The organism is Mitsuokella apri (assembly GCF_051886055.1).
GTDB lineage: Bacteria > Bacillota > Negativicutes > Selenomonadales > Selenomonadaceae > Mitsuokella.
Genome location: NZ_JBJEXT010000070.1, coordinates 85,644 through 105,575, shown reverse-complemented (window position 1 = coordinate 105,575; position 19,932 = coordinate 85,644). Strand labels below are relative to the sequence as shown.

Here is a 19,932-nt window from a genome sequence, read left to right as displayed (position 1 = left end):
CCTATGTCATACGTATCGGGATTCATGATGGGCGCCGCAATCGGCAAGGGCATCCGCCAGTTCTTTGGCGGCAGTCCTGTGCAGAGCCGGAATATGCAGGCAGCAGGGCGCACCGTAGGAAAAATCAACAGGGAGGTTGGTGCAGTGAAAGTAGAAAAAACACTGCCTGCGTTTGCTCTCGTTTCCGCGCTGCCGGGACGCCGCCGTTACCGTGCCGGAAAAATAGCACCGTCCATGGCAAAAATGCTGGAAGACAGCCTTGCCCGCCTTGACTTTGTAGAAAGCATCTCGGTGAATGCCCTGAGTGGCAGCATCTTGATTACTTTTGCTGAGAAGGATGCAGTTCGTGTCGATGGCCTCGCTGCCTGGCTCGAAGAGCGTTTCTTCCGCATTCCGGCCGCCGAAGCCGCTGAAAAAGCAGAAGCCGCGGCCATCGATGAGTCGCATGCCGGCGGCATCACGCGCAGTGTGCGCAATTCGGGCCGTGCTTTTTCGGCCTGGATCAACCGCCGTACCTGCGGCTGGTTTGATATGAGCTCACTCGCTTCGCTGCTTTTTGCCCTGCGCGGTCTGCGCAAGATGCTCATGACGTATAGTTCCCCATCGGGAGCACAGATGCTCTGGTGGGCGTTGTCTCTGATGAGAGGATGGCGTACAGTATGATGTACGGAAGTTGTTATTTGAATCTGCAGATGGCACTGCCGCGTGAAGAACGCGCGAAGCTTGCCGCTGCGATACGCCGCTACCGCATGGTCAAGGCCGTGGCGGTTATGGAAAAGAGAGTACAAATCTGGTACTGCGGGACTTTGCCGATTCGTGAAATCCAAAATTTGGCCATTGAAACTGTGACGCGGGCAAAGGAAGCTGCTGTTACGCCGTCTGAGCGCCTTGCCGAATATCGCCGCGATGCCCTGTTTTCTCTGGCAAGTTTTGCCGGCATGGAAGTCCTCAAACGCACGTCGCCGCAGCTTTTCCTGAGCATGAAGGTGGTGCGCAGTCTTCTGGTACTGGCCATTGCCCGCAAATTCATCCAAAACGGCGTGCAGGGAATGGTCAGGGACCATCGCCCAAATGCCGATACATTGACGGCCACGGCTGTCATTGCTTCGGTGCTGGCTGGCAAGCCGGAGTCGAGCCTGACACTTCTGGCCATCTCGAACGGTGCGGAGATGCTCACGAGCTATGCGGCAGAACGCGCGCGCAGTCACATCTCAGGCCTGCTGTCGATGGACCAGCGCTACGTATGGCTGGTTGACGGTGAGACGGAACGCAAAGTTCCCATTGAACAGGTCAAGGCCGGCGATGTTATCGCGGCGCATACCGGTGAGAAAATCGTCATCGATGGCCATGTGCTGCGCGGCGATGCTGCCATCAACCAGGCGTCCATCACAGGTGAATCGAACCCGGCTATGAAGCATAAGGGTTCGCCTGTTTATGCAGGCTCTGTTGTGGAAGCCGGCGAACTCGTCATTGCCGTTGAAAAAGTCGGCAAAGATACGAGCCTCGCGCATATTGTCCATCTCGTTGAAGAAGCACAGACACGCAAGGCACCGGTACAGAATTTTGCCGACCAGATGGCCAATTTTCTCGTGCCGATTTCCTTCCTCGGCGCAGCCATCGTTTACGGTGCAACGCGGGACTGGCAGCGCGTGCTCAACCTGCTCTTCATTGATTTCTCCTGCGGCCTGAAGCTTTCGACCGCTACGGCCATTTCCGCGGCTATCGGCGCAGCAGCAAAACGCGGCATTCTCGTCAAGGGTGGCAACTATATTGAAGCTTTGGCCGAGACCGATACGGTCGTGCTCGATAAGACGGGCACGCTGACCATTGGTGTACCGCAGATTTCCTTTGTCAAGACAGCACAGGGCGTTACGGAAAAAGAGGCCGTGCTGCTCGCTGCTTCGGCTGAGATGCATTCCGTGCATCCTCTGGCTGTGGCCATTCAGAAATACGTTAAGGAAAAGAAATGGGAAACGCCGCATCATAAGACGTCGCAGACCATTGTGGCCCGCGGCATGCAGGCAGAAGTCCCCGATTTTGAAGGCTTCAAGGGCGGCGTAGTCCGCGTCGGCAGCAGAAAATTCTTGGCCGAGAATGGCATCGTCGATGACGAAGCGCTTGATGCGGGCCTCACGAGCAAGAATCTTCTCTATGTCGCAAGAGACCAAAAGCTTATCGGTGTCATCGGCATTGAGGATCCGATTCGTCCAAAGATGAAGAAGACGCTCAATCAGATGCGCCGTTACGGCATCGATGAGATTGTCATGCTTACAGGCGACAGCAAGGCCGTGGCACAGGAAGTTGCCCGCAGCATGGATATCGATTCGTATCATGCGGAGATTTTGCCCGAGGATAAGTCGGACTATGTCAACAAGCTCAAACAGCGCGGCACGGTCATGATGGTCGGCGATGGCATCAACGATGCACCGGCTCTGGCTTTTGCCGATGTCGGTGTATCCCTCGGCGGCCGTCAGACCGATATTGCAGCAGAATCTTCGGCCGTGACGATCCATTCGGAAGATCCGTCACGCCTGATGGAAGCCCTGCAGCTGGGACGCCGCACGATGGATCTCGTGCAGCAGAACTTCATGGCCACGATTCTCGTCAACAGCGGCGCGATGCTTCTCGGCGCTCTTGGCAAGATCAACCCGCTTTGGGCCGCGGTCATTCACAATACGGCAACACTGGCTGTTGTCCTCAACAGCTGCCGCATCCTGAGACCGCAGAAAAAAGCCTTTATCAGCCGCCGCAGAAGAGCGTAAAAAAGAAAAATATTTCTTAAAATCTTTAGCCGGATTCGTTCGGCTAAAGATTTTTTGCTTAAATGCCTGAAAACTTTAGCAATAAAAAAATTACTTGCACTTTAACTCCTTTCCTTATATACTGTCTTATAGACGTTCTATTTTCTTCGCATATCTGCATTTAGAGAACGGACATCTACAGTGTTATTCTATTTTTCAGTAAGGGGATTATCTTATGGCTTTCCAGGACAAGACACTCACGTGCAAAGAATGTGGCAAGGAATTCATCTTCACCGCTGGTGAACAGGAATTCTACGCTGAAAAGGGCTTCGAGAACGAACCGGCTCGCTGCCGTGATTGTCGTGACAAGCGCCGCCGCAGCCGCGAGGGTGGCGAGCAGCGCCAGATGTACAAGGTTATCTGTGCAGATTGCGGTAAAGAAACGGAAGTTCCGTTTGAACCGAAAAACGACCGTCCGGTATACTGCCGTGACTGCTTCAACAAGAGAAAAGCACAGCATTGAGATCATGGTGAAAATGTTTGCATGAGACTAGCATAATTATACTAACTATGTTATAATAGGGCATGCAAGTGAGCAATGAGGCCCGGAGGAATATTCCGGGCCTCATTGTCTGAAAGAATCTATGAAAACCTATGAGAGAGAGGGATTTTGTATGAAACTCAAGAAATTACTGGTCCTCCTGGCAGCCTGCGTCTTTGCGACGCTGGCACTGGCTGGCTGCGGCGGCAGCAGCTCGTCCTCGTCGGGCAGCAGCTCGAGCGCGAAAGTGCTCAAGGTTGGTTCGTCCATCGACTTTGCGCCGTTCGAATTCCAGGATGAAGGACAGAAAGAATATCAGGGCTTTGATATGGACCTGATTCGTGCCATCGGCAAAGAGATGGGCTACGATGTCGAAATTCAGAACATCGGCTTTGATGGCCTGATTCCGGCTCTGCAGGCTAAGAACATCGATGTCATCATCTCGGGCATGACGATCAATGATGAGCGTAAAGAGAATGTCCTGTTCTCGGATCCGTATTATCAGTCCGGCCTGACGATGGTTGTCCGTGCAGACGAACAGGGCATCAAGACGTTCCAGGACCTCAAGGGCAAGAAAGTCGCGGTTCAGATCGGCACGACGAGTGCTGAGGCTGTCAAGAAGCTCGGCGGCGTTGAAGTCAAAGAGCTCAACACGCCGGCTGACTGCTTCATGGAACTCAAGGGTCACGGTGTAGATGCCGTTGTCAACGACCGTCCGGTCAACGACTATTACATCCAGAAGAGCGGCGAGACGGGTGTCAAAGCTCTCGACGAGAAGCTGACGGCTGAAGACTACGGTATCGCTATGGCTAAGGACAACACGGAGCTGCAGTCCAAGGTCAATGAAGCGCTGAAGAAACTCAAGGAAAATGGCGAATACGACAAGATTTTCCAGAAATGGTTCGGCAGCAGCAGCAAATAATCGCGTAATCACGATTCCTGCATAAAGAAGCATCACGTCCCCGCGGCGTGATGCTTTTTTCTTTTTCCTCGTTGACAGGAGTCAAGGCAGGAAATATAATAAGAATCAGGTTTTTCTATGCAATGAATATTTATAAATCCGAATGGTAAGGTGAAAGCAAATGCATTTTAACTTCGATTTGGTTGTGAATTCCTTCCCGCTGCTCTTAGTCGGTGCAGGCGTCACGATCAAAATCACGGCCCTTTCTGTGGCACTCGGTGTTGTCATCGGTCTTTTTGTCGGCATTGCGCGCATTTCGAGCATCCGCATCCTGCGCATCTTCGCGGCAATTTACGTTGATTTCTTCCGCGGCACGCCGCTGCTCGTGCAGATCTTCCTCGTTTACTTTGCTCTGCCGGTCATTACGGGGCAGCGCGTTGACCCGTTTGTGGCTGCTATCGGCTCCTGCGGCATCAACTCCGGTGCTTATGTCGCTGAGATTTTCCGCGCAGGCATTCAGTCCATCGATAAGGGGCAGATGGAAGCCGGACGTTCTCTTGGCATGACCTGGGGACAGACGATGCGCTACATCATTGTGCCGCAGGCTTTCAAGCGCGTCATACCGCCACTCGGCAATGAGTTCATCGCTTTGCTGAAGGATTCTTCCCTTGTTTCCGTCATCGGTTTTGAAGAACTCACGCGCCGCGGCCAGCTGATCATTGCCAAGACGTATGGTTCTTTGGAAATCTGGCTCAGCGTTGCTGTCATTTACCTGGCCATGACCCTGACGATTTCGCAGTTTGTGGCCTATCTGGAGAGGAGGTACAAGACGGATGATCGACATTGAGAATCTTAAAAAATCGTTCGGTGACGTGGAGGTCCTCAAGGGGATCACGCTGACCATTAAGGAAAAAGAAGTCGTCGTCATCATCGGACCATCCGGTTCCGGCAAGAGCACGCTTTTGCGCTGCATGAATTATCTTGAGCAGCCGACTTCCGGTACCGTCAGCGTCGATGGGATTGTACTCGACGGGGAAGCGAATATCAATAAGGTGCGCGAGGAAGTCGGCATGGTCTTCCAGCGCTTCAATCTGTTCCCGCATATGACCGTGCTGCAGAATATCATGCTTGCCCCTATCAAGGTCCGCCATATATCGAAACAGGAAGCAGAGGATACGGCACGCAAACTTTTGGCACGTGTCGGCCTCGCCGACAAGGCCGAGTCTTATCCGAGTCAGCTGTCAGGCGGCCAGCAGCAGCGCGTGGCCATTGCCCGTGCACTGGCTATGAAGCCGAAAGTCATGCTCTTTGATGAGCCGACGTCGGCCCTTGACCCGGAAATGGTCGGCGAAGTCCTCGACGTCATGCGCAAACTTGCTGAAGAGGGCATGACGATGGTCATTGTCACGCATGAGATGGGCTTTGCCCGCGAAGTCGGCGACCGCCTGCTCTTTGTCGACGATGGCCGCATCATCGAGCAGGGCGACCCGAAGGAAGTTTTCGAGCATCCGCAGGAAGAGCGCACGCGTCTGTTCCTGTCGAAAGTCCTCTGATAGGGAAAAGCCGGAGTTTTGTTCAATTGTATACATGACGCCTGTGTCAAGTATTTCATTGACAATGCAGGGCCTGCTCGGTATAATCAGATTTGAGTCGGGATGTGTCGATATCCTGACGGTTCGCTGTTTGGTTTAGGAGGAATCATTATGGTTGGCAAAGTAAAATGGTTCAGCCCTGAGAAAGGCTATGGCTTCATCGCACGCGAGGGTGGAGACGATGTTTTCGTTCACTTCTCCGCAATCCAGGATGAAGGTTTCAAGACGCTCAATGAAGGTCAGGACGTAGAGTTCGAGATTGTAGAAGGAGCGCGCGGCCCGCAGGCTGCCAACGTCATCAAGACGGCATAAAAGTCAATTGCGAAAGCCAGGTTCTGTAAAGGACCTGGCTTTTCTTGATGTTTGGGGAAATATGGCGCGCGGGCAAGTTTCTGATTTTTTATAAAATAATCGCATGACAAAGAAGGGATTCGCGCGGCTATGGCGAATACTACAAATATAAAACAGAAGCGGTCAGAATACAGTGCATCTGATGTCAAAGTGTAAAGTCTGACGTTCTGCTTTACTCGATAAATTGTGCCGTTCGTCGGCATAGAATAAGAAAGGGGATGTGTCTTATGGCAACATTCACTGTAAGAGGCAAGAATATCGAGATTACTCCGTCCCTGCGCGAATACGTAGAGAAACGCGTCGGCAAAGTCACGAAATACTTTGATACGGTAGGGGATATCAAGGTGCTGCTGACGGTATCGAAGGGACGCCACATCGTAGAGGTAACCGTACCAATCCCAGGCGGTATCCTGCTGCGCGGTGAAGAATCGACGATGGATATGTACACGTCCATTGACCTTGTCGTCGAGAAACTCGAGCGCCAGATTCACAAACAGAAGACGAAACTCGCCCGCCGTCTGCGTTCGGGTCAGTTTAAGACAGAGGAACTCAAAGCAAGTCCGATGCCGGATGCAAAAGATGAGAGCGATACGTATAAAGTCGTCAAGACGAAGAAATTCATCGTAAAACCGATGGATGTTCAGGAAGCCATCATGGAGATGAATCTCCTGAATCATAATTTCTTTGTATTCCGTGATGCTCAGACGGAAGATGTCAATGTCGTTTATCGCCGCAACGATGGCAACTATGGCCTCATTGAATCGGGCAATTGACAGGTGAATGAATAAGACACAAGGGAGCCTCCTGCAGGCTCCTTTTTTATGCGCAATTTGCGCTGTACATTTTCGCAAGGGCACTCTTTTGCAGAGAGATTGTCATACGGCGGTTCCTGCGCTATAATGTGCGCTGTAGCTGTTATGACTTTCCTGCAGTAAAAACGAGGTGCGTAGTTTGAAATACATCATTATCAATGCTGATGATTTTGGCCGTCATGAAGACATCAACGCGGCCGTGGCAAAAGGTCTTGTGGAAGGATGCCTGCGTTCGGCGACCGTTATGCCGGGGGGCAGGGCTTTTGCGGGAGCTGTAGAACTGGCGCGCCATCATAAAGAGCTTGGACTTGGGGTCCATTTTACGCTGGTGGACGGCCGGCCCATCCTGCCGCCCGCAGAGATTCCCTCTCTGGTGACGGAATACGGCCTCTTTTATCCGGACCATAATGCGTTTCTCAAACATTATCTGCAGGGAAAAGTCAATTTTGAGGAAGTTCGGCAGGAACTTGCCGCTCAACTCAGCAAGGTCGAAGGTACGGGGGTACCCATTTCGCATGTCGACAGCCACCAGCACATGCATACACTGCCGGGCATCATCGACATTGTTCTCGATTTGACGAAAGCAGCCGGCATTCGGGCGATGCGCACGCCCTGCACGCCTGTTTTTGCAGGCCATTTTGGCGGTCTTGGGCAGCTGGTCGGCCGGCTCGGACTCAGCACACTGGCACGTCTTTCGGCATATAAGGCAAAAAAGCGCGGCATCCTGACGCCCAATCATTTTGCCGGCATTGTCGCCGGAGAAGCCGTGAGCGAAAAAGAACTCCTGCAGGTGGTAGAACATCTGCAGCCTGGTACGACTGAGGTCATGATGCATCCGGGCATCCATAATGAAATTCTGCAGCAGGACAGCGGCTGGCAGCATGACTTTGAGGAAGAACTGCGCGCGATTACTTCAAAAGAGGTTCGTCAGGCCATGGAAAAGAGAAAAATCTGCCCCGTGAATTTCCGCCATCTCTACGGCGGTGTCTGAACGGTGCGGCATAATATAGAAGCAAAGAGAATTAAGGAAAGCATAACAAAGGGGAAATTGACTTATAAAGGTCAGTCTGATAATATTGTAAGGTAGGCTAACTATAGGGAACATGGCACGTGACTCGTTTTATCGGAAGCATGTTCCCGTCATAAGCATAGAAATAGAAGGAGTGATTTGGTTGCTGGGATTCATCAAGAGATTCTTAGGTGACAATAACGATAAAGAGATTGCCCGTTACCGCAAAGTGGTCGATAAGATCAATGCGCTCGAGCCGCAGATGCAGGCTCTTACGGACGACAAGCTGACGGGTTATACGAATAAATTCCGTGAGCGTCTCGCAAATGGGGAAACGCTTGAAGATATCCTGCCTGAGGCATTTGCTGTCGTGCGCGAAGGTTCGCGCCGCGTACTGGGCATGCGTCATTTTGATGTACAGCTCATCGGCGGCATGTGCCTGCATGAAGGCAAGATTGCCGAGATGCGTACCGGTGAAGGTAAAACCCTCGTGGCGACGCTGCCTGTGTACCTCAATGCGCTGACCGGCGAAGGCGTGCATATGGTCACGGTCAATGACTATCTGGCCAAGCGCGACAGCGAGGATATGGGACGTCTGTATCGCTTCCTCGGCCTGACTGTCGGCCTTGTCGTGCACGATATGGACTTCCCGGAACGAAAATTTGCATACAGCCGCGATGTCACGTTCGGTACGAATAACGAATTCGGTTTTGACTATCTGCGTGACAACATGGTTATCTATCCGGAGCAGATGGTCCAGCGCAAGCTCCACTATGCCATCGTCGATGAGGTGGACTCCATCCTCATCGATGAAGCGCGTACGCCGCTTATTATTTCGGGCCCGGGCTCCAAGTCGACGGATATGTACGCCGTCATGGCCAAGGCGGTTGCCGGACTTAAGGAAGGCGCTGACTATACGGTCGATGAGAAGCAGAAAACGGTAGCTCCTGCCGACAGCACGATTCCGAAGGTCGAAAAGATTCTCGGCATCAACAACCTTTATGCACCGGAAAATATCGAGCTTTCCCACTGCTTTACGGCTGCCCTGCGCGCCAAGGCCCTGATGAAACGCGACCGCGATTACGTCGTGCGCAACGGCGAAATCATCATCGTCGATGAGTTCACGGGCCGCCTGATGGAGGGACGCCGTTATTCGGACGGCCTGCATCAGGCTATCGAGGCCAAGGAGGGTGTCAAAATCCAGCGCGAGAGCCAGACGCTGGCCACCATCACGTTCCAGAATTATTTCCGCATGTACGATAAACTGGCCGGCATGACTGGTACGGCCAAGACGGAGGAGGACGAGTTCCTCAAGATTTACAATCTGCCGGTCATCGTCGTGCCGACGAATAAACCGGTCATCCGCAAGGATTATCCGGACCTCATCTTTAAGACGAAACGCGCGAAGTACAAAGCCGTTGGCAAGGCCGTTACGGAGCTTCATGCTAAAGGACAGCCGGTGCTCATCGGTACGACTTCGATCACGCAGTCGGAAGAACTCAGTGCCATCCTGCGGAAACACGGCATTCCCCACAACGTACTCAATGCGAAGTTCCACGAAAAGGAAGCCGAGATCATCGCCGGTGCCGGTCAGAAGGGCGCCGTGACAATTGCGACGAACATGGCCGGCCGCGGTACGGATATCAAGCTCGGCGAGGGTGTGCCGGAACTCGGCGGCCTCTTCATCATCGGTACGGAGCGTCACGAATCCCGCCGCATCGACAACCAGCTGCGCGGCCGTGCCGGCCGTCAGGGCGATCCGGGTGCTTCGCGTTTCTATCTGTCCCTCGAAGATGACCTGCTGCGCCTCTTTGCCTCGGACCGCATTTCGGGCATCATGGATAAGCTCGGCATGGAAGAGGATGAGCCGATTGAACACAAGCTCATCACGAACTCCATCGAGCATGCGCAGAAGAAAGTCGAGGCCCGCAACTTCGATATCCGCAAACACGTCCTTGAATACGATGACGTCATGAATCAGCAGCGTGAAGTCATGTACGGCGAACGCCGCAAGATTCTCTTTGGTGAGAACCTGCGCGAGAACATCATGGGCATGGTCAAGCACATCATCCGTGCGGAGATGGACCAGTACGCCAATGCTGACCTCTATCCTGAGGAATGGCAGCTCGACGGCCTCATTGAAGATGCTGAGAAGATTTATGCACCGCAGGGACGCCTTAAGAAGGAAGAGCTCGCTGCGATGAGCCGCGATGAACTGCAGGAAACGCTCGAAAAACTCGCGGAAGAGGGCTATCACAACCGTGAACTGCTCTTTGGCGAAGAGAATATGCGCGAACTCGAAAAAGTCGTCATGCTGCGCGTGGTCGACAAGAAGTGGATGGAACACCTCGACCATATGGATATGCTGCGCGACGGCATCAACCTGCGCGCCTATGGCCAGCGCAATCCGCTCGTTGAGTACAAGATTGAGGCTCTCGACATGTTCGAGGAGATGGAAGCAGCCATTCAGGACCAGATTGCTTCGCTCATGTATCATGTCAGCATCATTACGCCGGAGCAGCAGGCCGCACAGCAGGCTGCTGCCGCTCAGGCGAATGCCAATCAGCCTGCAGAGGCTTCGGCACAGGACAAGGCCAAGATGGAAGAGATCATCAAGAATCAGAAATCGCAGCTTGAAGATCACCTGCAGAATGCACAGGCATCGCATGGCGACGAGGTCAGTGCGGCTGAAGCCAAGAAGAAGCCTGTGACAAAGGATGGCAAAAAAATTGGCCGCAACGATCCCTGCCCATGCGGCAGCGGCAAAAAGTACAAGAATTGCTGCGGCAGAAATGAAGTCTGATCAAAGCGCCAAGGCGCTGACAGCAGCGAATCATACATTAAAACGATAAACATAAGAACCATAGAAGATAGAAGGAAAGGGTAATATGCTCGAAGATATCAAACCCCAGCTTAGTGAACTCAAGACGAAGCTGGACCAGATGGGGGAATCTCTCGAGGTTCCGGCCAAGGAAGAGAAGATTGCCGAACTCGAATACAAGATGGGAGAGCCGTCTTTCTGGGATGATGCAGAAAAAGCTCAGAAAATCAATCAGGAACTCAATGATGTCAAAATCAGTGTCGATAAATACAAGCATCTTGTCTCGAAATTCGAAGATGCCCAGACTCTCTGGGAGATGGGCATGGAAGAACAGGACGAGAGCATGGAAGAGGATGTAAAGACAGAACTGGCAGCTGTGTCCGAGGGACTCGAGAGCCTGCAGCTTGAGGTCCTGCTTTCCGGACCTTATGATGCCAACAATGCCATCCTGACGCTGCACGCTGGTGCGGGCGGAACGGAAGCGCAGGACTGGACGCAGATGCTCCTGCGCATGTACGGCCGCTGGGCAGAACGCCATGGCTTTACGGTGGAGACAGCAGACCTGCTGCCCGGTGATGAAGCCGGCGTCAAGAGCGCAACGCTCTTCATTAAAGGTCATAATGCCTACGGTTTTCTGCGTTCCGAGAAGGGCATTCACCGTCTCGTGCGCATTTCCCCATTTGATGCACAGGCACGCCGCCATACGTCGTTTGCAGCCTGTGATATCATGCCGGAGATCGACGATAATGTCGAGGTCAACATCAATATGTCGGATGTCCGCGTCGATACGTACCGTGCATCTGGTGCCGGCGGTCAGCACATCAACAAGACGTCTTCGGCTGTGCGCATGACGCACATCCCGACGGGTATCGTCGTGCAGTGTCAGAATGAACGTTCCCAGCTGCAGAATCGTGAGCAGTGCCTCAAGATGCTGCGCGCAAAACTCTTTGAACTCGAGATGGAGAAAAAAGAGGCCGAGCTTGCCAAGCTCGAGGGCGATCAGCAGAAAATCGAGTGGGGCAGTCAGATCCGTTCGTATGTCTTCCAGCCTTATACGATGGTTAAGGATCACCGTACCAATGTCGAAACGGGCAATGTGCAGGCTGTCATGGACGGCGATATCGACATGTTCATCCGTGCATTCCTCGCGGCGAAAGCAAATCATGAAATCTGAGTCGTGTTTTCAGAGGAGTCAGGAGCAGCGCTTCTGGCTCCTTGTTCCGTTGGCAGGTGATGAAATTGCGAAAAAACTTGACTATTACGGGCTTGTTCTTCATAATATTAATCGTGCTCGGCGAGCTCTTGCTGCCGCCTGTTGTGGAAACAGCCCTCGAAGGGCGTCTGTCTCAGAAATTCTCGACGCCGGACGTCAGTGTGGAACTCACAGCTTCGCCGCGCCTCGCGCTGCTTTTGGGCCATACGGATACACTGGCCGTTACGGTGAAGGACGGACAGGTCGGGCAGCTGCGCGTAAGGGAAATGTCCCTGTATGGACGCAGGGCAGACCTTGACATGAGCTCATTTTTTAAGGGCAGGCTGGCTCTTGAAGATGCAGAAGCACTTTCTCTCACGGCCATGTTTGATGAAAATGGCCTGCGTGAAGCATTGGCCCGCAAAATAAGCAAGGCCGATAATGTCGAAGTGCATATCACCGATGAGAATGTACTGGTGACGGCAGATACCAATCTTCTGGGGCGCAGGGCACAGGTCGCTCTGGTTGGCCATATTGTAGCGGATGATGGTACGCTCTATTTTGATACGGAGCAGTTTGACATCCAGAATTCGCCGTTTGGCACGGCGCGTCTTGGCGATACGCTGGGCCGCATTCCTCTGGTAAAACCGGAACAGCTTCCTCTTGCGATGCGCGTGATTTCGGTAACGCAGCAGGAAGGCAGTGTGCTGGTGCGTGCCGGCGAAGAATAAGGGATTTTTAGGATAAGGTGGATTAGATGAAAGGATTCAAGTATAACCGCTTTCTGGTGCTGGTTATTATCGTAGGCCTGCTGGCAGCAGTTGCCATCGGTTTTCAGCGCCATGCGGTAGAACGGGCCAACCGTCAGGTCGACCTTGCCATTGATTATGAGGGACTGCAGGAACTTGCTGAGCGCGAAGGCCTGCCGGAAAGCGTCGTGCTTGAGAAAGCCAAAGCGGCGGGAATTTCGTCACTGGCTGTCTATGAGACGACGTTCAAGAAACTCAATGACAACGGCAAGGCGACGGCTGTTGCAGGCAGTACGATTCTCGCACATTATCATGACGGCACGCTGAGTGACCCGCTTTGGCGGCAGCTCGTTGCTTCGGGCAAGATTGATGGCAGGGAAGTCTATGTTGTCGGCCACGATGCTCAGACGTACCGCGAAGTCAAGGAAGACCTCATTCGCCGCCTTGGCAGCGACCGTGTGACGGCCATGCAGGTGGGAAATGAGGAAGTGCTGGCGGTCAAGGCACATTACGAATCTTTCCTCAAGATGAATCTCGGCATGCCGACGGATGAGATGAAGGCTGTCAACGATGCTGGTTTCCATGTGCTCGCACGCCCGAGCAATTACGCGGACTGCACGCCTGATGATGTCAAGGCTGTCTTTGCGCGTCTCGATGGCTTTGATGTCTCAGAAATCGTCTTCTCGGGGCAGCAGTCTCTTGGTGCGCCAAAGGCCCTGCAGACCACGATTGATGAGATGAAGGACCGTCATATCAACCTCGGTCTCATTGAAGCCGTCACGCAGCTGCAGTTCTATAAGCAGGATGGCATGCAGGAGATAGCTAAGGGGCTTGGCTACGACCATGTCGCACGTCTCTATTCCATCCCGAAGGACGAGCAGCCGAAACTCAAGATTGATACAGCAGTCGAGCGCTGGTCCAATACGGATGAAGAACGCAATATCCGCATTGACCTCCTGCGCATCTACGACAAGCCGTCGCCGAATATGAGTCTCATGGAGACAAATATGAATTATTTCAAGGCGACCCATGACAAACTCATCGCACATGGTTATACTATTGACAAGGCCGGTACATTTGAGCTCTACAATGCCTCAAAATATCTGCGCGCTCTTGTCATGCTCGGCGTAGCAGCGGCTGGTGTGCTCTACCTTTCACTGGTCATTCCGAAGCTCAATGCGCGTACGCGTTATCAGTACATCCTGTTTGTTGTTTGCGGACTCCTCGCGGCAGTGCCGGTGCTCATGGGCAATGGCTCCAAGATTCGCGTGGTGGCAGCTCTGGCAAGTGCGAATGTGTTTCCTGCCATCGCTGTCATCTTCCAGCTTGACCGCGTGCGTGCCTACAAGAACAAAGCGCGCATCGCCCTGCCGCGCCTGATTGTGACGGCAGCCATTGCGCTCTTTGTCACAGGTGCTCTTTCGTATATCGGTGCAGCGTACCTTTCGGCTTCGCTGGCAGATACGCAGTATTTCCTCGAGTTCAATATCTTCCGCGGCATTAAGCTGACCTTTGTCCTGCCGCTCGTGCTCGTCGGCATTGCCTTCCTGCAGCGCTTCGATATTTTCGATGGCCGCATGGACGATACGGAAGGCGTCAAGGAACAGCTCAAACGCATTCTCAACATGCCGGTCAAGATCAAGACGCTGCTTGTTCTGCTCGTCGTTTTAGCTGCCGGTATTGTCTTTGTCGCACGCAGCGGCCATACCTCCGGCATGCCTGTCTCGCAGACGGAACTGCGCTTCCGTGCTTTCCTTGAACAGGCCTTCTATGCCCGTCCGCGCACGAAGGAACTTTTGATTGGCCATCCGGCCTTCATGCTCGCAGCTATGGCTGTCCTGCGCAAATGGCCGACGATGGTATTCTTTGCCCTGGTGCTCATCGCTACGATTGGTCAGGGGTCTATGGTTGAAACCTTTGCACATATGCGTACGCCAATTTACATGTCGTTCATGCGCGGCATTGGCGGTATTGTACTGGGCGCCGGCGTCGGTGCGGTTGCAATGATTTTGGTAGAAATTTGGCAGGCTGTCATGGCCAGAGCCGGGAAAAAGGAGAGTAAAGCAGACTGATGGAGAGAAGGATTGTCGTATCGGGATACTACGGCTCCAAGAATGCTGGTGATGAAGCGATGCTGGCGGCGATGCTCGAAGTACTCGGTGATCTCGACCCAAAACTTCATATCACGGTAATCTCGGCAAGCCCTGCCGATACGAGTAAACGCCATGGCGTGGAATCCATCTCCTGGTTGGGATTTCCTTCCATTATAAAGGCCCTTTGGCATGCTGATCTGCTCATCAGCGGCGGCGGGAGTCTCCTGCAGAATGTCACAAGCCGGCGCAGCCTTTATTACTATCTGGCCATCATCTTTCTGGCCTTGGTCATGCGCAAAAAAGTCATGCTTTATGCACAGGGCATCGGCCCGATTATCGGCAGTGTCGCCGAGTTTGCGATGCGCGTGATTGGCAACCGCGTCAATTTGATCACGGTGCGGGATCAGGGCTCATTAACGGAGCTGGCGAGGCTGGGGATTACGAAGCCACAGATTGAATGCACAGCAGATCCTGTGCTTGCTATTCATCCTGTCGATAAGGAAGCGGGCAGAGCGATTTTCCATGCTTATCATGCCGATGGTGCAGAACCTGTCGTAGGCATTTCCGTACGCGACTGGCAGCATGAAACGCATTTTAAGAAGGTCATGGCAGAGGTGTCGGACCGCATTGTACGGGAATTATCCGCGCGTGTCGTCTTTCTGCCGATGCAGTTCCCGGAAGATGTACGGGCGGCAGAATCCATTGCCGAACTGACGCATGAGCCGTGTACGGTTCTCAAGGACGAATACACAACGAGCGAATTCCTTTCCCTCGTCGGCAACATGGACCTCATGCTTGGCATCCGCCTGCATGCGCTGATTTTTGCGGGAGTCATGGGCGTGCCGATGATCGGCATTTCATATGACCCCAAGATTGACCGCTTCCTGTCTTCCATCGGAGAAAAGCCGGTTGGCAGTCTCGATGATGTCACGGCAGATGAGCTCATGGCGGAAATCCGCCGCAAGTGGAACGACAAGGCCGTCTTCCGCAAGCGCAATGCGGAACTCCTCGCGAAGCTGCGGAATCTTGCGGCACGCAATGCGGAGCTGGCGCTGCAGCTCATAGGAAAATAATAGAAGAGAGGACTCTTGGGGGTCCTCTTTTTTGAATAAGACTCTTTGGGCTGCGATAAATTTCAGGAAGAATGTATAAGATAGTATTATCTGTATGTATAGGAGGAACGGGAGGCTTTCATGATCCGGATGCGCGATGTCTCCAAAATTTACGAGAATGGTGCCGTGGCTCTCGACCACGTGAACATCGATATCGAAGCGGGGGACTTTGTCTTTATCGTCGGGGCCAGCGGCGCCGGCAAATCTACATTCATCAAGATGCTGTTTCGCGAGGAACTGCCTTCAAGCGGCAGTCTCTTTGTCAATGGCCATGATGTCGTTCATATGAAACGCAGCGAGGTTCCGTACCTCAGGCGCGGACTCGGTGTTATTTTTCAGGATTACCGCTTGCTGCCGGACAAAACGGTCTTTGAAAATGTCGCGTTTGCCATGCAGGTCATTGAGGCACCGCGCCGGCTCATGCAGCGCAATGTCAACGCTGTGCTCGATGTCGTGGGCCTGCGCGATAAATACCGCTGCTTCCCTTCCCAGCTTTCAGGCGGTGAGCAGCAGCGCGTGGCCATTGCGAGGGCGATTGTCAATGACCCTGCCCTTGTCATTGCCGACGAGCCCACGGGCAATCTTGACCCTGAGACGAGCTGGGATATCATGGATATTTTCAATCGCATCAATCTGGCCGGCACGACCATCGTGATGGCCACGCATGACAAGACCATCGTCGATACGATGCAGCGCCGCGTCGTGGCCATCGAAAATGGTCATATTGTGCGTGATGTGGCGCGGGGAGGCTATGGCTATGAAGCTTAGGACAGGAGAGTATTTCATTCAGGAGGTATTCCATTCCCTGCGGCGCAATAATTGGATGACGTTTGCCTCCATCGGCACGGTGACGGTTTCGCTCTTTGTGCTCGGCGTCTTTTTGATTCTCGTGCTCAATATGAACCGCTTGGCCGGCATGCTCGAATCACAGGTGCAAATCAGCGTGTATCTTGAAGATCATCTGACGGACCGCGAAAAACGGCAGCTTGAGTATGACATTGAATCCCTGCAGGGCATTGACACCGTGACATACGTGGACCGTGAGGAAGCGAAAGAACGCCTGAAGGAACGATTAGGCGACCAGAAGTATCTGCTTGACGCCCTGTCTGAGGACAATCCGCTGCCCGACGCATTTGAAGTGACGGTTACAACACCTGCTGTAGTGGAATCCGCGGCCGGCGCGATTTCTTCCATGGCGGGTGTCGAAGAAGCGAAATATGGGCAGGATGTCATCGAACATCTCTTTGATATCACGAGGCTCATGCGCATTTTCGGCCTTGTGCTCATGGTTCTTTTGGGTGCGGCGACGCTGTTCATCATCTCGAATACGATTCGCCTGACGGTTTTTGCACGGCGCAGGGAAATTGCCATCATGAAATACGTCGGTGCGACGGACTGGTTTATCCGCTGGCCGTTCCTTCTGGAAGGAGTCGTGCTCGGCTGCATTGGCGGTATTATCGCCGCCGTGGCCCTGCGCAGCTTTTATGCAGCCATGGCAGCCAAGATTTACAGCACACTGGCCTTTTTTCCTTTGCTGCCGCAGTATCCGTTTATGAATTATATAACGCTGGCTATTGTGGGCTCGGGCATTTTCATTGGTGCCATCGGCTCCCTGATTTCGCTCAAGCGTTTCCTGAAGGTTTGAACAGGAGGCGGGATTGATGCGAGATTGGCAAAAAACGATGTCATGCCTGACGGCGGCAGTACTGCTTTTCCAGATGCCCTGTCTGGCTGCGGCTCTGTCGGATGACCGCGGTACTTCTGAAAGCTACGAGAGTCAGGCTGCGGCTAAACTCCAGCAGAGCAATGAACTGCAGACTAAGATTGACAATATATCGGAGGAAAAACGCACTTTAGATGAAGCTGCTGACGCGGCCATAGAAAAGCATAAAGAGCGCAGGGCAGAACTCGATGAAACGGAAGCACGCATCAAGGAAAATGAAACAGAGCTTGCTGCCCTGCAGAAGGATTATGAGGCAAAGCAGGCGCGCCTTGGCAGGCGTGTGCGCGATATTTACATCAACGGCCAGATTTCGTATCTCGATGTGCTGTTTGGGGCGAAAGATTTTCAGGATTTTTTGACGCGCATGGACCTTTTGAAACGCATCATCCGCGAGGATTATGAACTCGTGAAGGATGTGCAGGAAGTAAAAGACAGCATGGAACTTCGGCAGGCCGGCCTTGAGCAGGACCGTGCAACGCAGGCCGAGCAGGAGGAAGAAGCTCATCTGGCCCGCGCGGACATGGAAGAAAAAGTAAAGCGGCGCGAAGCCCTCATTGAGCGGCTCAAGACGGATAAAAATCTCATTGACCAGCAGTATGACGAGCTCATGCGCGCCTCGCGACAGATTGGTGAAATGCTGCGCGGCGATGGCATGGGAAATATGCCTGCCTTAGGCAGCGGCGCGATGATCTGGCCGATATCAGGTCCTGTCACCAGCGAATTTGGCTGGCGCGTCCATCCCATCACGGGGACGCGGAAGTTTCACAGCGGCATTGACATCGGCGGCGATTACGGCCTGCCGGTGCATGCCGCGCAGAGCGGTACGGTCGAATATGCCGGCTGGATTTCAGGCTACGGCAATACCGTCATCATCAACCACGGCGGCGGCATTACAAGCCTCTACGGCCACAATCAGTCGCTCTCGGTAAGTGCCGGGCAGCAGGTCAGTCAGGGTGAAGTCATCTCGTACTGCGGTTCGACGGGCAATTCCACGGGCCCGCACTGCCATTTTGAAGTGCGGCAAAACGGCGAACCCGTCAGCCCGTATTCCTATCTCTAAGAAGAGGATGTAAATTATGAGCAAGAAAAAATTTATTATCGGCGTCGTGGCAACAGCACTGATTTCATCGGGCCTGACGATTGCCGGCCTCTGCTTTGCCTTTGGCATTCATGCCAATGAAGTAGAGGATATTGTGCGCTTTCTCGGAGTCAAGCGCTTCATCGAAACGCGCTACGTGACGGATGTCGATGAGACAAAACTCATGGATGGCGCTATTTCGGGCATGGTGCAGTCCTTAGGGGACCCGCATTCCATTTATATGAATGCAGATATGTTCGAGCAGCTCAAGGAACACACCGAGGGTGAATTTGGCGGCATCGGCGTGACAATGGGCTTCAAAGATAATAAAGTCACCATTATTTCCGTGCTTGAAGATACGCCGGGCGAAAAGGCCGGCCTGCAGGCCGGTGATGAAATCACGGCTGTTGACGGCACGCCGGTTACGGAGATGCAGCCGGAGGAAGTGGCCATGCATATCCGCGGCGAGGTCGGTACAGAAGTCACACTTTCCATCAGCCGCAATGGTGAGGTACAGGATTACAAAATCACGCGCGCAACCATCAAGCTCGATACGGCCAAGGGCGTCATGCTCGGTGACGGCATGGGCTATATCCGCATTTCCTCGTTCTCGGAGAATACGGGCAAAGAGTTCAAATCTGCTTATGAATCGCTTGAGCAGCAGGGCATGAAAGGCCTCATCATCGATTTGCGTGAGAATCCGGGCGGCCTTGTCACGAGCTGTGTCGACATTGCGAACATGGTTGTGCCGAAGGGGCCGATTGTTTCGGTAGTCGAACGCGACGGCTCGAAAGAAGTTCATGAGTCGAAACTGGAGGAGAGCAAATACCCCATTGTCGTCCTGATTGACGGCAACAGCGCGAGTGCTTCCGAGATTCTCGCAGGTGCCCTGCAGGATACGGGCGCTGCCACACTCGTCGGCACGAAGTCGTATGGCAAAGGCTCCGTGCAGGTCGTTGTGCCGATGCTGCACAATGACGGTCTCAAGCTGACGATTGCCAAGTACTATACGCCAAATGGCCGCTGCATCGACGGCACGGGCATTGAACCGGATGTCGAAGTGCCGATGCCGGAAGATGCCACGACGGATGTACAGCTTGATAAAGCCAAAGAAGTGCTGCAGGAAAAACTGCAGCAGCAGTAAAACCTGACAAAGCATAGAAAAACGGGGCGTTCCATGATATGAGCTATGATATCGTGGAACGTCCCGTTTTTGG

General features: G+C 53.3%; 18 protein-coding genes. All 18 read left to right on the top strand.

The genetic code is table 11. From position 1 onward, the window contains the following. Positions 1 to 3 precede the first annotated feature (3 nt). Positions 4 to 663, top strand: coding sequence for an HMA2 domain-containing protein (locus ACI4OH_RS10555; RefSeq protein ID WP_439784724.1), 660 nt, complete (start codon positions 4 to 6; stop codon positions 661 to 663). Further along, positions 660 to 2,762 carry a heavy metal translocating P-type ATPase gene (locus tag ACI4OH_RS10550; RefSeq protein ID WP_435720896.1) on the top strand — a complete coding sequence of 701 codons (2,103 nt, stop codon included), beginning with the start codon at positions 660 to 662 and terminating at the stop codon, positions 2,760 to 2,762. Before ACI4OH_RS10555 ends, ACI4OH_RS10550 begins: the two co-directional genes overlap by 4 nt. 214 nt (positions 2,763 to 2,976) lie before the next feature. After that, entirely contained in the window at positions 2,977 to 3,264 is a 288-nt protein-coding gene (locus tag ACI4OH_RS10545) for a zinc-ribbon domain containing protein (protein WP_295631383.1), read from the top strand. Between the two features lie 151 nt (positions 3,265 to 3,415). Continuing rightward, complete coding sequence (locus tag ACI4OH_RS10540) at positions 3,416 to 4,204, top strand: basic amino acid ABC transporter substrate-binding protein (protein ID WP_439784723.1); 789 nt, start codon at positions 3,416 to 3,418, stop codon at positions 4,202 to 4,204. Positions 4,205 to 4,364: 160 nt separating this feature from the next. Beyond that, complete coding sequence (locus tag ACI4OH_RS10535) at positions 4,365 to 5,030, top strand: amino acid ABC transporter permease (RefSeq protein WP_432646869.1); 666 nt, start codon at positions 4,365 to 4,367, stop codon at positions 5,028 to 5,030. Then, on the top strand, positions 5,017 to 5,736 hold the full coding sequence (locus ACI4OH_RS10530) for an amino acid ABC transporter ATP-binding protein (protein WP_432646868.1): 720 nt from the start codon (positions 5,017 to 5,019) through the stop codon (positions 5,734 to 5,736). The genes ACI4OH_RS10535 and ACI4OH_RS10530 overlap by 14 nt, the downstream gene beginning before the upstream one ends. A gap of 150 nt (positions 5,737 to 5,886) precedes the next feature. Beyond that, positions 5,887 to 6,087 carry a cold shock domain-containing protein gene (locus tag ACI4OH_RS10525; RefSeq protein ID WP_005841449.1) on the top strand — a complete coding sequence of 67 codons (201 nt, stop codon included), beginning with the start codon at positions 5,887 to 5,889 and terminating at the stop codon, positions 6,085 to 6,087. A 266-nt stretch (positions 6,088 to 6,353) separates the two neighbouring features. Beyond that, positions 6,354 to 6,899, top strand: a complete 546-nt coding sequence (hpf, locus tag ACI4OH_RS10520) for a ribosome hibernation-promoting factor, HPF/YfiA family (protein ID WP_432646867.1) — start codon at positions 6,354 to 6,356, stop codon at positions 6,897 to 6,899. A 178-nt stretch (positions 6,900 to 7,077) separates the two neighbouring features. Continuing rightward, positions 7,078 to 7,929, top strand: coding sequence for a ChbG/HpnK family deacetylase (locus ACI4OH_RS10515; RefSeq protein ID WP_439784722.1), 852 nt, complete (start codon positions 7,078 to 7,080; stop codon positions 7,927 to 7,929). Between the two features lie 181 nt (positions 7,930 to 8,110). After that, positions 8,111 to 10,750: a preprotein translocase subunit SecA gene (gene secA / locus ACI4OH_RS10510; protein ID WP_435720893.1), complete on the top strand. Its 2,640-nt coding sequence runs from the start codon at positions 8,111 to 8,113 to the stop codon at positions 10,748 to 10,750. Positions 10,751 to 10,835: 85 nt separating this feature from the next. Then, a complete protein-coding gene (prfB, locus tag ACI4OH_RS10505) occupies positions 10,836 to 11,942 on the top strand; it encodes a peptide chain release factor 2 (protein ID WP_432646864.1) in 1,107 nt (368 codons plus the stop codon). 65 nt (positions 11,943 to 12,007) lie between these two features. Further along, positions 12,008 to 12,691 (top strand): LmeA family phospholipid-binding protein, encoded by a 684-nt coding sequence (locus ACI4OH_RS10500; protein ID WP_439784721.1) that lies wholly within the window; start codon positions 12,008 to 12,010, stop codon positions 12,689 to 12,691. Between the two features lie 26 nt (positions 12,692 to 12,717). Further along, positions 12,718 to 14,781: a DUF5693 family protein gene (locus ACI4OH_RS10495; RefSeq protein ID WP_439784720.1), complete on the top strand. Its 2,064-nt coding sequence runs from the start codon at positions 12,718 to 12,720 to the stop codon at positions 14,779 to 14,781. Then, on the top strand, positions 14,781 to 15,875 hold the full coding sequence (csaB, locus tag ACI4OH_RS10490) for a polysaccharide pyruvyl transferase CsaB (protein ID WP_435720892.1): 1,095 nt from the start codon (positions 14,781 to 14,783) through the stop codon (positions 15,873 to 15,875). Before ACI4OH_RS10495 ends, csaB begins: the two co-directional genes overlap by 1 nt. A gap of 120 nt (positions 15,876 to 15,995) precedes the next feature. Further along, complete coding sequence (gene ftsE / locus ACI4OH_RS10485; RefSeq protein ID WP_435720891.1) at positions 15,996 to 16,682, top strand: cell division ATP-binding protein FtsE; 687 nt, start codon at positions 15,996 to 15,998, stop codon at positions 16,680 to 16,682. Next, complete coding sequence (gene ftsX / locus ACI4OH_RS10480; protein ID WP_435720890.1) at positions 16,672 to 17,559, top strand: permease-like cell division protein FtsX; 888 nt, start codon at positions 16,672 to 16,674, stop codon at positions 17,557 to 17,559. Before ftsE ends, ftsX begins: the two co-directional genes overlap by 11 nt. A gap of 16 nt (positions 17,560 to 17,575) precedes the next feature. Beyond that, positions 17,576 to 18,697, top strand: a complete 1,122-nt coding sequence (locus ACI4OH_RS10475) for a murein hydrolase activator EnvC family protein (RefSeq protein WP_435720889.1) — start codon at positions 17,576 to 17,578, stop codon at positions 18,695 to 18,697. A gap of 16 nt (positions 18,698 to 18,713) precedes the next feature. Then, on the top strand, positions 18,714 to 19,859 hold the full coding sequence (locus tag ACI4OH_RS10470) for a S41 family peptidase (protein ID WP_439784719.1): 1,146 nt from the start codon (positions 18,714 to 18,716) through the stop codon (positions 19,857 to 19,859). Positions 19,860 to 19,932 lie beyond the last annotated feature (73 nt).

Coding starts and splice junctions, on each gene's coding strand:
- ACI4OH_RS10555 (WP_439784724.1), top strand. CDS start 4: ATGTCATACGTATCGGGATTCATGATGGGCGCCGCAATCGGCAAGGGC.
- ACI4OH_RS10550 (WP_435720896.1), top strand. CDS start 660: ATGATGTACGGAAGTTGTTATTTGAATCTGCAGATGGCACTGCCGCGT.
- ACI4OH_RS10545 (WP_295631383.1), top strand. CDS start 2,977: ATGGCTTTCCAGGACAAGACACTCACGTGCAAAGAATGTGGCAAGGAA.
- ACI4OH_RS10540 (WP_439784723.1), top strand. CDS start 3,416: ATGAAACTCAAGAAATTACTGGTCCTCCTGGCAGCCTGCGTCTTTGCG.
- ACI4OH_RS10535 (WP_432646869.1), top strand. CDS start 4,365: ATGCATTTTAACTTCGATTTGGTTGTGAATTCCTTCCCGCTGCTCTTA.
- ACI4OH_RS10530 (WP_432646868.1), top strand. CDS start 5,017: ATGATCGACATTGAGAATCTTAAAAAATCGTTCGGTGACGTGGAGGTC.
- ACI4OH_RS10525 (WP_005841449.1), top strand. CDS start 5,887: ATGGTTGGCAAAGTAAAATGGTTCAGCCCTGAGAAAGGCTATGGCTTC.
- hpf (WP_432646867.1), top strand. CDS start 6,354: ATGGCAACATTCACTGTAAGAGGCAAGAATATCGAGATTACTCCGTCC.
- prfB (WP_432646864.1), top strand. CDS start 10,836: ATGCTCGAAGATATCAAACCCCAGCTTAGTGAACTCAAGACGAAGCTG.
- ACI4OH_RS10495 (WP_439784720.1), top strand. CDS start 12,718: ATGAAAGGATTCAAGTATAACCGCTTTCTGGTGCTGGTTATTATCGTA.
- csaB (WP_435720892.1), top strand. CDS start 14,781: ATGGAGAGAAGGATTGTCGTATCGGGATACTACGGCTCCAAGAATGCT.
- ftsE (WP_435720891.1), top strand. CDS start 15,996: ATGATCCGGATGCGCGATGTCTCCAAAATTTACGAGAATGGTGCCGTG.
- ftsX (WP_435720890.1), top strand. CDS start 16,672: ATGAAGCTTAGGACAGGAGAGTATTTCATTCAGGAGGTATTCCATTCC.
- ACI4OH_RS10475 (WP_435720889.1), top strand. CDS start 17,576: ATGCGAGATTGGCAAAAAACGATGTCATGCCTGACGGCGGCAGTACTG.
- ACI4OH_RS10470 (WP_439784719.1), top strand. CDS start 18,714: ATGAGCAAGAAAAAATTTATTATCGGCGTCGTGGCAACAGCACTGATT.